Annotated in this window: 12 protein-coding genes; 5 read left to right on the top strand and 7 right to left on the bottom strand. The window is 65.5% G+C overall.

Annotated features, from left to right (window positions below; translation table 11 throughout):
* Window positions 1-74 precede the first annotated feature (74 nt).
* Both JOE31_RS02420 and JOE31_RS02415 read right to left on the bottom strand, forming a co-directional pair.
* Window positions 75-1,130, bottom strand: a complete 1,056-nt coding sequence (locus JOE31_RS02420; protein ID WP_209741972.1) for a zinc-dependent alcohol dehydrogenase family protein — start codon at window positions 1,128-1,130, stop codon at window positions 75-77.
* On the bottom strand, window positions 1,127-1,528 hold the full coding sequence (locus JOE31_RS02415) for a hypothetical protein (protein WP_209741971.1): 402 nt from the start codon (window positions 1,526-1,528) through the stop codon (window positions 1,127-1,129). Before JOE31_RS02415 ends, JOE31_RS02420 begins: the two co-directional genes overlap by 4 nt.
* A 276-nt stretch (window positions 1,529-1,804) precedes the next feature.
* On the opposite strand from JOE31_RS02415, the gene JOE31_RS02410 reads away from it, so the two are divergent.
* A complete protein-coding gene (locus JOE31_RS02410) occupies window positions 1,805-2,443 on the top strand; it encodes an SRPBCC family protein (protein WP_209741970.1) in 639 nt (212 codons plus the stop codon).
* Between the two features lie 12 nt (window positions 2,444-2,455).
* Window positions 2,456-4,000 carry an amidohydrolase gene (locus JOE31_RS02405; protein WP_209741969.1) on the top strand — a complete coding sequence of 515 codons (1,545 nt, stop codon included), beginning with the start codon at window positions 2,456-2,458 and terminating at the stop codon, window positions 3,998-4,000.
* A gap of 96 nt (window positions 4,001-4,096) precedes the next feature.
* Here the strand turns inward: JOE31_RS02405 and JOE31_RS02400 are convergent, their stop codons facing one another.
* Complete coding sequence (locus JOE31_RS02400; RefSeq protein WP_209741968.1) at window positions 4,097-4,603, bottom strand: hypothetical protein; 507 nt, start codon at window positions 4,601-4,603, stop codon at window positions 4,097-4,099.
* 160 nt (window positions 4,604-4,763) lie between these two features.
* Between JOE31_RS02400 and JOE31_RS02395 the strand changes: the two genes are divergently transcribed.
* Window positions 4,764-5,666: an SRPBCC family protein gene (locus JOE31_RS02395; RefSeq protein WP_209741967.1), complete on the top strand. Its 903-nt coding sequence runs from the start codon at window positions 4,764-4,766 to the stop codon at window positions 5,664-5,666.
* 148 nt (window positions 5,667-5,814) lie between these two features.
* On the top strand, window positions 5,815-7,191 hold the full coding sequence (locus tag JOE31_RS02390; RefSeq protein ID WP_209741966.1) for an HNH endonuclease signature motif containing protein: 1,377 nt from the start codon (window positions 5,815-5,817) through the stop codon (window positions 7,189-7,191).
* Window positions 7,192-7,227: 36 nt separating this feature from the next.
* Here the strand turns inward: JOE31_RS02390 and JOE31_RS02385 are convergent, their stop codons facing one another.
* Both JOE31_RS02385 and JOE31_RS02380 read right to left on the bottom strand, forming a co-directional pair.
* Window positions 7,228-7,725, bottom strand: coding sequence for a hypothetical protein (locus JOE31_RS02385; RefSeq protein WP_374100876.1), 498 nt, complete (start codon window positions 7,723-7,725; stop codon window positions 7,228-7,230).
* Window positions 7,726-7,728: 3 nt separating this feature from the next.
* A complete protein-coding gene (locus tag JOE31_RS02380) occupies window positions 7,729-8,949 on the bottom strand; it encodes an exonuclease domain-containing protein (protein ID WP_209741964.1) in 1,221 nt (406 codons plus the stop codon).
* Between the two features lie 791 nt (window positions 8,950-9,740).
* Between JOE31_RS02380 and JOE31_RS02375 the strand changes: the two genes are divergently transcribed.
* Window positions 9,741-10,358 (top strand): uracil-DNA glycosylase, encoded by a 618-nt coding sequence (locus JOE31_RS02375; protein WP_011693794.1) that lies wholly within the window; start codon window positions 9,741-9,743, stop codon window positions 10,356-10,358.
* Window positions 10,359-10,361: 3 nt separating this feature from the next.
* Here JOE31_RS02375 and JOE31_RS02370 read toward each other — a convergent pair whose 3' ends face one another.
* Window positions 10,362-11,591 (bottom strand): type II toxin-antitoxin system HipA family toxin, encoded by a 1,230-nt coding sequence (locus JOE31_RS02370; protein WP_209741963.1) that lies wholly within the window; start codon window positions 11,589-11,591, stop codon window positions 10,362-10,364.
* Window positions 11,588-11,884 (bottom strand): type II toxin-antitoxin system Y4mF family antitoxin, encoded by a 297-nt coding sequence (locus tag JOE31_RS02365; RefSeq protein WP_209741962.1) that lies wholly within the window; start codon window positions 11,882-11,884, stop codon window positions 11,588-11,590. The genes JOE31_RS02370 and JOE31_RS02365 overlap by 4 nt, the downstream gene beginning before the upstream one ends.
* Window positions 11,885-11,903: the final 19 nt, after the last annotated feature.

Raw genomic sequence — 11,903 nt, 5'->3', positions numbered from 1 at the left:
GCCAGTCCTTTCTTGCCTCTTGCTTGGCCCCCCGGGGCTTTATCCGCCCGCTCTTTTGAGCGGGCGGGACGCTTTCACGCCGTGATCACGACTTTGAGGGCCTTGGTTTCGGCGGCGCGGGCGAATGTGTCATAGGCGTCCATGAACTGGTCGAACGTGAAGTGGTGGGTGGCGAATTTCTCGGCCGGAACCTTCTTCTGGGCCACCAGCTTGAGGAGCATCGGCGTGGTGTTGGCATTGACCAGGCCCATGCTGATGTTGATGTTCTGGATCCAGAGGTTTTCCACATGGAGTTCGACGGACTTGCCATGCACGCCAACGTTGGCCACGTTGCCGCCGGGGCGGACGATGTCCGCACACATGGTGAAGGTCGCCGGGATGCCCACCGCTTCAATGGCCACATCAACGCCCTGTCCGTCCGTGAGCGCCAGCACCTGTTCCTTCCAGTCGGCGTCGCCGGAGAGCACCACGTCGGTGGCGCCGAATTCGCGGGACTTTTCCAGCCGGTTCGCGTCAAGGTCTATAGCGATGATGGTTGCCGCGCCGTACAGCCCGGCGGTGGCGATTGCTGCCAACCCGACCGGCCCCGCGCCTACAACCGCCACGGTGTCCCCCGGTTTGACCCGCCCGTACTGCACACCGATTTCAAAGCCGGTGGGCAGGATGTCGGAGAGCATCACGGCCTGGTCGTCGCTGACCCCTTCGGGGAGAAGGTGCAGCGAGTTCTCCGCGTACGGGACGCGCACGTATTCAGCCTGCGTACCGTCGATCAGGTGTCCGAAGACCCAACCGATGCCTGCTGCCCCTTCCTCGCCCATGCAGTGCGAGTAAAGGCCGGTCTTGCAGTTGGCGCAGTGGCCGCAGGACTTGATGCAGGAGATGATGACCCGGTCCCCCACTTTTAGGCTGGTGACCGAGGAGCCCACCTCGGTGATGGTTCCCACGCCTTCGTGTCCCAGGATCCGGCCTTTCTGAACTGCAGGCACATCCCCCTTGAGGATGTGCAGGTCCGTTCCACAGATGGTGGTGGTGTCCACCTTGACGATTACGTCGCTGGGGTTCTGGATGGCGGGATCCGGGACGTCGGTCCATGATTTTTCGCCGGGACCGCCGTAGACGAGCGCTTTCATGCGACCTCCTTGACTCTGTGGATAAAACCGGGGTCCACGATCTTCACGTGGCACGCGACCACCGAACGGTCCACTCCGGATGCCAGCCGGGACAGGCGGGCGCATTCGCGGAGTTGTTCAAGGACCGTGTCGGTGACCCGGGCGCGGGACAGATCGATGGTGAGTTCTTTGCCGTGCAGCAGTGAAGTGGTGCGCCGCGCGACCACGTACAGGGCGCGAAGGTTGGCCCCCGTCACGACGCCACGGACTTCCATACTGGCAGCCTCCAGGTCCGCTTCAATGCGGACCACCACTTTAAGCCGGTGGTCAGAGTGCTCGTAGTGCGTAGTGGATTGGGCTCCATGACGGGAGAGGACGGAGGGTCGAGTACCCAGGACAGTTCGGGCGTGCTGATTCATGAAGCCGGGTCTCCTGCTATGTCCGGGAGGCGCACTGCGCCAGCCCTTCCCCAATGTTGTAGCGAGACCTGGTGTTGATCGGCGAAGCATTTCCCCTCCCCAAGGTGCGTGCGTGAGTAACGCAGGCGTGAGATGCCCCACATCAAGGATGGCGGCGCCGCGCAGCAACGGTAAGGGACGAAAGACCCCAATGCGGAGGCCTGCATGGGCGAACCACAGCGCCGCCCGGGGCTTATGGCCCGTGACAGGGGAATCGGCGGTCTGGAGAATTGCCCGATGACGAAGCCATGGACCGTGAAACATTTTTCCAAGCCCGCAGTGTTCGCCTGGCTCGTGGCATCCGCCTTCCTGTTCCGGCGCTTTCAGTTGCGCTGGGGCGCCACGGACGCCGAAGCCGACGGCGGGCTGCCGGGCGACGACCTCCTGTCCACTGCGGACCTGCAGTCCACGCGGGCCATCACCATCCAGGCTCCGGCGAATGAGGTGTGGCCTTGGCTGGCGCAGATGGGGCAGGGACGCGGTGGACTCTACAGCTACGACTTCCTGGAAAACCTGGCCGGATTGGACATCCACAGCGCCGACCGCATCCACCCGGAGTGGCAGGACATCAAGGCAGGCGACCGCTTTCACCTGGCCCCGGCTGCTTCCGCGGACCTGGAGATCGGGTTGGTGGACCAGGGCAACGCGCTGGTACTCCGCGTTCCTCCCGGATCCCCGCCCGGGCCGTTCGACTTCACCTGGGCGTTTGTCCTGCAGCCGCAGCCCGCCGGCACCACGCGTTTGGTGGTGCGGGAACGGTACGCCTACCGGCAGTGGTGGGCCCGGTGCATGGTGGAGGTGGTGGAGGTTGCCAGCTTCGTCATGTCCCGGCGCATGCTCCACGGGATCAGGACCCGCGCGGAGGGGAACTCTTAGTAGCCTGTCCGTATGCCTGAACCCGCTGCACCCGATCTCGTCCTTGCCTCCGTCCGGCAGCCCCGTGGTAGGGACTGTGTGGACATCCACATTGCCGGGGGTGTGGTCACCCGGATAACGGCGGCGGATGGGCACCGGAGCGGTGGCCGCACCGTTGACTTCGGCGGCCGGTACGCCATCCCGGGCCTGTGGGATGAGCATGTGCACATGACCCAGTGGGCCATGGCCGCCAACCGCATCGACCTGTCGCACGCCGCGTCGGCAACTGACGCCGTCGACGTCGTTCGGTCCCGTCTCGCCGACGGTCGTCTCAGCGTTGCGGTGCACGGCGAGAACGACGGCGGCAGCGGCCCGACGCTGGTGGGCGTAGGCTTCCGTGACGCCGTCTGGGCGGACGTTCCCAGCCTGGCCATGCTCGACGCTGCGACACAGGGCCGCCCTGCGGCGCTCATCAGCCACGACCTGCACTGCGTCTGGCTGAACAGCGCCGCAGCCAAACGCTACGGGGTGGAGGTGGATGTCGGCGGCCTGCTGCGGGAGGATGCGGCGTTTGCCCTGACCCGCGAGCTCGGCAGGCTGCCTGACGCAGTGGTGGACGCCTGGGTCGATGAGGCGGCGCGGAAGGCCGCCGCCCGCGGGGTGGTGGGGATGGTGGACTTCGAGATGACCTGGAACCGCGATGTGTGGCTGCGGCGGGTCAGCGGCGGGTTCGGTTCCCTGCGAGTGGAGGCTGGCGTCTATCCGGAGCATCTGGACCTTGCGCGGCGCGGGGCCATGCGGACAGGGCAGGACATCCCCGGTGGGAACGGCCTGCTCCGGGTGGGGCCGCTCAAGGTGCTGATCGACGGCTCGCTCAACACGCGCACCGCCTACTGCGTGGACCCTTATCCGCACGGCGGGCGGGGCCTGCTCACCGTTAGCGAACCGGAACTGCTGGCGCTGCTCGTCCGGGCCAGGGAAGCCGGCTTCGTCCCCGCAGTCCACGCCATCGGCGACGCCGCGAACCAGGTGGCGCTGGACGCCTTCGAGGCCGCGGGCATCCGGGGACGGATCGAACATGCCCAGTTTGTCCGGCAGGAGGATTTCGCCCGTTTTGGTCGGTTGGGCCTGACGGCGAGCGTCCAGCCGGCGCATGCCCTCGATGACCGCGACGCCGCCGACGCCAACTGGGGTGACCGTACCGACCGCGCGTTCCCGCTGCGGTCGCTGCTGGCTGCCGGGGCCACGCTGGCCCTGGGTTCGGACGCTCCGGTGGCGCCCCTGGATCCGTGGATTACGATGTCCGCCGCGACCACCCGGTCCGGCCTGGACGGACGCGGCCCCTGGCACCCGGAGCAGGCAATCACCCGGGAGGAAGCCCTGGGGGCGTCCGCCCGGGGACTGCGCAGGATCAGCGTGGGCGATCCCGCAGACATCGCCGTGCTCAACGACGACCCGCTCGAGGTATCGGACGGGGTGTTCGCGTCGATGCCGGTGGCGGCGACGCTGATTGCCGGCAGGTTCACGTACGACGACGGTTTGACGTACGACGACGGGACGGTTGCGTCCGAAGCCTGACCAGCGCGAACGGACAGTTAAGGCCCCAAGCCCCGCCCGCCGTCGTCGTTCTCCGGCTGCGCCGTCAGCAACGTACGGCGCGAACGCGGCTCATGCCTAGCCCTTGACGCGGGACTGCACCAGGTTGGCGTAGGGCAGGCGGCCGTACGCCTCGCGAAAGTCTGCGTGATACTTGGCCTCAGCCTCATTCAGCCCGCCGGCGGGAAGCTCCTTCCAGGCGAGGAGCAGTGACTTGGCGTCTGCGAGTTGCCAGATGAGCCGCCCGTCCCAGTGACCGGGCGGCTTACCGTTGCCAAAATCCAGGAATTCCTGGATCTGCCGGCGCAGGCCGCGGTTGCCCTTGCTCCCCGGTCCGGCCTTTCCAACGTAGAGGACCTCCGCGCCGTCCACCCATTCGGCGGCGAGCTTTTCCGCAGACAGCGAGGGGTCCTTTTTCTTGAACACCCCGGCAGTGCTCCTGGCCAGGAAGTGCGGCTGGAATCCTTCGGGCTGGAGGACGGCGAAGATCCCGGGTGCCTGCGGGATCCGGTTGACCTCGACTTCAGCGAAGGTCCTGAAGCCGGCGAAACCGGCTTCCCGGAGTGCCCGTTTGGTGACCTGCATGATGGGGGTCCTTGGCTCGTGAACACGTGGAGTGGCGGCGGCCGCCAAAGAAACTCTAGCCGGATGCCGGCATCAAAGTTATAGTAAGCATGCTGATTAGTTGGCGAAACCATCAACTTCGCCATGCAACGTTCAACCCGTCCTAGTCAAAGGAGACACCATGAGCACGAAGGTCGAGAAACGCATTCTGGTCAACGTCCCGGCAAGCACGGCGTACAACCAGTGGACCCAGTTCGAGGAATTTCCGCACTTCATGGGTGGCGTAAAGAGCGTGACGCAGCTCAGCGACGACCGCCTTGAATGGGTGGCTGAAATCGCAGGCGTCCGCCGGAAGTGGGAGGCGAAGATCCTGGAGCAGGTCCCGGACCGCAAGGTGGCGTGGGCCGCGACGGAAGGCGCGACCAACGCGGGGACCGTGACCTTCGAGGACGTGGGCGGAGGCCAGACGTCGGTGCAGCTGTCCCTCGAATACCAGCCGGAAGGCATTGTGGAGACCATTGGGGACAAGCTCCATGTTGTCGACCGCCAGGTTGAGGGGGACCTGAAGAGGTTCAAGGACTTCATCGAGGATGAAGGCTATGCAAGCGGCGCCTGGCGCGGGACCGTCAACGAAGGTGCCGCGCCGGGGACTCCCGGAGTGGAGGCGGCAGCGGCTTCACGCGGCGATTCCGGCAAGGCCGGCGTCTCCGGAAAGGTCGCTGCGGGCGTGGGAGTCGCCGCGGCAGCGGCAGCAGGCGTGGCCGCTAGCATGCGGGACAAGGACACGGAGCCCACCCGCACCACGGCTCCCGTTTCCGGGACCCCGGTTACAGCCGTTCCGGCGACCGACGCTTCCGGCTATGTGGAGCCCGCGGAAGCGGCCGGCACGGTATCCGGCTCCGGTTCCGCCTTGAGCGACGACCGGATCGCCAAGCCGTTCGACCAGACCAACGGCCTGGTCGATTTCGAAGGCGACTCGGATGAGACCGCGGACAGCGACACGAGAAGCGCAGCCGAGCGCAGGGACGAAGAAAACCGCGACGGCGGCCTTCCGCCTGCGGCAGGCGGCCTGGGCCAGCACTAGACAGATAAGCACTGATTGGGCATATCGCCGAACAGACCCCCGCTCCGGCGGGGGTCTGTTTATGCATCCGGCCTATCGATCCGGCCCGCCGGCATGGCTCGTTTCCGGGGGCCGCCTTTTTGTCGTAGGTCCCTGACAAAGTTGATTTATGGACGGCAATAAGGGCCCGGGGGTGGTCCCGGCGGCAGCGGTGGACGTGGTCAGGGAGCTGGCCCGTTTGCTCTCGGTTGCGCCCGTTGCCGGTGATTCTGCCGGTTGGATCGATGAGCTCCGGGTGCTGGAGGACCTGAAGTCCGCTGCTGCCGCGCGGCAGGCCCGGATCGCGGTTGCTTTTGACATAAGCCAGCGCCGTGACCAGGCCCGCTCAGGGGTCCCCGCCGAAGAGCTCGGCACCGGCGTCGCAGCGCAAATCGCCCTCGCCCGGCGCGAATCACCGGCCAAAGGCGGCCGGCTCCTGGGACTGGCGAAGGCTTTGGTCACCGAGATGCCGCACACCCTGGCCAGCCTGCAGACGGGCCAGCTCAATGAATGGCGGGCAACACTTCTGGTGCGTGAGACGGCCTGCCTGTCCTCGTCGGACCGCAGCGCCGTCGACGAGGAGTTGGCGTCCGACGTCGGGGCGTTCAGCGGGGCGGGCGACCGCGCCGTCGTCGCAGCGGCGCGGTCAGCCGCCTATCGGCGCGATCCGAGGTCCGTTACGGACCGCGCCAGCCACGCTGCCGCGGAGCGCCATGTCGGTCTTCGTCCCGCGCCGGACACCATGTGCTACGTGACGGCATTCCTCCCGGTTGCCGAGGGCGTGGCCGTCCACGCGGCCCTCACCAGGCAGGCGGACAAGTTCCGATCCGACGGAGACGCCCGTTCCCGCGGCCAGCTCATGGCCGATGCGCTGGTGGAACGCGTCACGGGAACGGCAGGCGGAATCAGCGGGGTCGAGATCCAGCTGGTCATGACGGACCGCACGCTGTTCCAGGGCGACAGCGAGCCGGCCCGGCTTTCGGGCTACGGCGTGGTCCCCGCCGGGTGGGCCCGGGAGGTCGCTGCCCAAGGCCAGGGCCACGGACGTTCCCTGAACGTTTGGCTGCGGCGGCTCTACACCGCCCCGGGCAGCGGTGATCTCGTGGCGATGGACTCCCGGGCACGCCTCTTTCCGTCAGGACTGCGCCGCTTCATCCAGGTCCGCGACCACACCTGCCGCACGCCATTTTGCGACGCTCCGATCAGGCATCTGGATCACGTCCTGCCGTGGCACAGCGGCGGAACCACCACTCAAGGCAACGGGGCGGGGCTCTGTGAAGCCTGCAACCACATCAAGGAAGCCCCCGACTGGCGCTCCCGTCCCCTGCCTGGACCCCGGCACACGCTCCAACTGACAACGCCCACCGGGCACGGCTACCAGTCCACAGCCCCGCCGTTGCCGGGAAATTCGCCTCCCGAAATAGCAGCCTCACGCCGCCGTTGTGAACTCCGGCACCAGATCAAGGCGCTCAAGCGCGTCAGGATAAGGGCTGCGGCTGCTGCGTAAGGGAGCGGCGAGTTACCCGGCTGACGCGCGCGTTACTCAGCGCGCCTGAACGAGGTTGGCGAACGGAAGCCGGCCGTAGAGACTGCGGAATTTAGCATGATAGCGGGCCTCCATGGCGTCCACCTGTTCTGCGGGGACAACCTTCCAGGCAATCACCAGGGATTGCGATTCCGCGAGCTGCCACAGAAGCCTGCCACCCCAGTGACCTACGGGCTTGCCACGCCCAAAGTCGGCGAACTCCTGTATCCGCTTCCGGAGCCCACGCTTGCCGGTGCTCCCCGCGCCAGCCTTGCCGATATAGAGGACGACTGCGCCGTCCACCCATTCAGTGGCAAGCGCATCTTCAAGAATGGAGGGATTCTTCTGCTTGAACCAGCCGCCGACACTTTCCTCGAGAAACGCATGCCTGTGTCCTGGAGGCTTCAGTACCGCGTAGATGCCGGGCGCCCGGGGGATGTCGTCTACGTCGAGTTCCGCAAACGTCTGGAAGCCGGTGAAGCCGTCTGCCCTGAGGGCGTACTCATCCACGCGTATCCCCTAACCGCGCAGCAGGGTAGTCAGATAGGGCTCGCCGACTACCGGTATGCCGTAGCTCCGCGCCTTCTTGGCTTTGCCTGACAAACTGTCGGGATCTGCCGCGACCAGCAGTTTCACCGCTTTCGTGATCGCCGGATGCGGGACATACCCTGCCGCGCGGAGGTCCGCCTCAATGTCGTTTCGATCTCGCGACATCTCACCAGTGAGCACGATCTTGTCGCCGCCCCCGAGCACCAGCGACTGGACTGCCCCACCAGTTTCCTCATTCTGTCCCGCAACTGGAGCCACGAGCCCGCGTGTTATTGATTCTTGGCTGATGCCGAGCAGGTTCCCAACAACTCGGAGGTCAGCTTCCTCTTCAGCTGTAACCACACCGTCGTCCCAAGCTGCGGCGAGCATGGAAATCATGTACTTGATGTGAAATTGTTCAGCTGTACTCCTGCTGATGTCCAGGGATTCGGCGAGGGCCACAAGGCCATCAGCCTCGGATACGGAAATCTGTCGATCCATAAGGGCGCGGTCAAGCATTGCTAGATAGGCGTTGTGCTCATCCGGACCTGCAACCTCAGGTAGCCGGTTCACCAGCCTCTCAAGGAAGTGAGTCTGCGGCTCACGCGCCGGGCGGCGAAGGGCAGGCTGACGGCGCTTCGGCTCCACGGCAGGCCACGAAGCAAAGTAGGCCCGGTCCAAGGCGCTGAACCACTCGGGGTTGCCAGAGTCCATGCGGAGATAGTTGCCCAGCACATGCGCAGCGGCCTCCGCATCGTCACCAGCACTGTGGGCGTTCGCCAGGTTGAGCCCAAAGCTGTCGCAACAGTCCTTAAGCGAGCGCCCTGCTCCGGGCAGGTAGCGGCGTGCCAGTTTCATGGTGCACAGGCAATCATGGACTTCGAACGGCAGCTCGAGGCCGGCGCGCCCTAGCTCGTGCGAGACGAATCGGTAGTCGAAATGAACGTTGTGCGCGACCAGCACGCGGCCTGCCAACAACTCCATGACGTCGTGGGCTATGTCCCCGAAAACGGGAGCATGCAGGATATCGGCAGCACGAATGCCGTGGATGTGCTGCGGGCCTAAGTCGCGCTGTGGATTCACCAGCGTCTCCCAGCGGTTGCTGACGGTGCCATCTGGATCGACGTGTACTACGGCGATCTCGGCAATGCGGTGATTGCCAGGAAAGAGCCCGGTCGTCTCCACGTCGACGACTGCGAATCCTGCATTCATCTGTTCCCCTAAGTTTGTTAGTTCTACCGGCCGCTGTCAGTCCTTGTGGACGGCCTGCTGCCCACCATCCCGTATTTCGAGGGCCTCGGTGGAATCATCCTGCGGTCCGCGCCGAGCCTGAATCTGGTGTGCCAAGCCGAGGACGGAGTCTTCGACGACGGTACTGAGCGCCGTCGACGTGCAGGGCCGGCTCTCCGGCTAGCACAGTGTTCATTGGCACATTGTCACACAGTGCTAATCTCGCCTCGCAGATCACAGATCGATACGGAGAAAGGTATGGCGGGCAAGATGCTGGGCATTCGTTAGGAAGAATGCGGAGAGGCTGGGTGCGGCAGCGAGAAAGGCATACTCGATGGCGTCAGACCCCGTCGTCCAAGCCAGGACGAAAAGGCTGGTCGAGGCATATCAAGCAGCAACAAGTCCCGAAGCCAAGCAGGCCTTCGGCCAGGCTGCCGGGGTCATCAGGTAGGCGCAAAGGAAGTGAGTCGCAGCGCCACCGGGAGGCCCCTTAAACAGCAAAGACCTGCAGGTACCTTCGCGATCTCGCTATGAGACGGCCCGGACATTCTCATGTCCCGAACGGCCCGCGTTATCTGAACGGTTACCTGCAGGCGCTTTAAGCGTACGCCCGCACGGTCCGGCAGGAAATAGGTCGGGAGCCTCTTGCTTTGGAGCCCGGATGCGTTGCCGCCTCTGCCGATTCCTGAAATCCGCAGAACATCAACCCCAGCCAAAAGCGTAGAGTGGGACCAGACGCCTGATTCTGGACGCCGTGTGCTGAGGGAGAAATCGTGACGATTGACTGGGACGAAAAAAAGGCCCTGCTGCAGGAACCGAACATCGCTGCTGTAACCCAGCTTTGCGACGAACTCATGGAAAAGAAGCCGGGCTCCATAGTCCCGTACATTGACCCCGTCCATGACGAGGACGAATGCAGGATCGTCAGTCTCCATGTCAGCCCGGGCAAAGGCACCGAATCGGGCTTCGTATCCCACTTCAATGACGATGAAGCAGCCCGGCGGGCCACGTCAATCTACGAGATCGTGGAACTCGACCCCCGCTACGTCATGCCCTGGAATGCCTACCCCTGGGTGCGGGACCCCGATCTCCCCTCCGCCCTCAACGTCCAGGAAAAGACGGACGGCCTGCGCCCCTTCCGCCAGTTCCTGAAGATCAACAGGCGCGTCTCGGCCATCATCGCCCACGGCACGGACGCCCAGACGTTCCTTACCCTCTTCGAGAAGACGTACCACCAGTCCCTGAAGAACTCCGGAATCAAGATCTACAAGGCCAGCGCCCTGGGCGGCCGGGCCTTCGCCGTTTCCGCGAACAAGCAGGAAGAACTGCTGAGCAAGAGCGTCGAGATCTACCGGGACGCGATGCAGCGCGCCGGGATCCAGCACCTCTAGGCCTTACGCTTCCAGCAGCCTTCGCCGGTGCTTGAGCTCCTTGAGCCACGCCCTGGTGACCATCGACGAAAACGGTGAGGCGCCGTCGTCGTTCGTTCCGGCAAAAGCCGTACCCGCTTCGAGGTCGGCCACCAGCGGACCTGACGCCTTTAATCCCAGCTCCAGCACCTGCGCGGCGGCGCGTTCCGCCAGCCCCAGGCTGCCGGCCCAGCCCAGGAAATGCTTCCGCGAGATCCCGGTCCGTTTGCCGTCCAGCGTGAGGGCGAGCGTTTTGTCCCCGTAAACCACTGTGGAGGGGATGTCGTAGACCGGCGCGATGGACCACTCCCCCGACGGCTCCTGCACCATCGACACATTCTTGGCGTGGAGATCGCCGTTCCCGCTCAGCCAGGCGAACGCTGCCTGGATGGCCAGGTTCCGCAGCGCCGGCAGCGGCGCCGCGCAGTACTCCGCCAGGGCGCGGCACACCTGCCCGTACGCCACGTTGTACTTGTCCGCGGGATACAGCCCCAGCACCTGCGCACCGTCCTCGACAGCGAGCCGCTGCACCGCGCCGTGTGCACCGCCGGCCAGCGGGATCCGGTCGAACCGCTCCACCAGGAGCCCCGGCCGACCCTCGACGTCCCGGATCAGCCGTACCTTGCTCAGCGGAATCCGCAGCTTGGCGGCGTAGCGGAACATCACCAGCTCGTTCTCCACCACATGCGGGAACTCCGGGGCATTGAGTTTGAGGATGTAGCGCCGGCCGGCACTGGCCACGGGCATGGAGATCATCCCCGCGGACAGCTTGTCCTGCACGCCGGCAAGCGCCACGGGGTCGATCAGCCCGGAGTCCCCCAGCAGCGCGTCGAAATCGACCGGCGCCTTTGGGTTAAGCTCGACGGCGTGTTCGTCCGGGTCCAGCGGCTCACCGTGGCCCACGATCTGCACATCACCCACGGGGTTGGCCCCGGCGGCAATCAGGAGCGACAGTTCGTCGTCCACGCTGGTCTTCACAGATCGCCGCAGCGCATTCAGCCGCCTGCCCTCCGGCAGGAGCCCGGTGAAGTATGGCGGCGCGGCCCCCGCCGCGGACAACACCGGCTCAGTGCTTAGCGGCAGGGAACTGGCGACGGCGGGACCTCCCGCCGCGAGGTACGCCGGCAGGTAGCTGAACCTGGTGCCGCCGTCGTGCCGCTCCAGCCGGGCGGCCAGGACGCCGGCCTTGTAGACATCGGCGACCCGGCGCCTCATGACCGGTCCCCGGGCGCCGGCTTGGTGGGAGCGGGGCCGTCCGCGGATGGGCGGGCTCCGTCAATGGCGCGGGCCGCGGGGCGTGTCCGCGTGGTCAGCTGAAGCTCCAGGCCAAGAGTCTCGAGCAAAGCCAGGAGCGAGTCGAGCTGCACACTTCGCTTCCCCTGTTCCACGAAGCGGACGAAGCGCTCGGATACCCCGGCGAGGTGGGCAAGGTCGTGCTGGGTCAGCCGCAACGCAGCGCGCCTGGTCCTGACTTCGGCCGCAAGCCGGTCAGCGAACATATCGGCCATTAAGACCCTTCCGATAGGC

The organism is Arthrobacter sp. PvP023, assembly GCF_017832975.1.
Classification (GTDB): Bacteria; Actinomycetota; Actinomycetes; order Actinomycetales; family Micrococcaceae; genus Arthrobacter.
The sequence above is the reverse complement of the archived record's forward strand: the minus strand, read 5'-3'. Positions and strand labels throughout refer to the sequence as shown.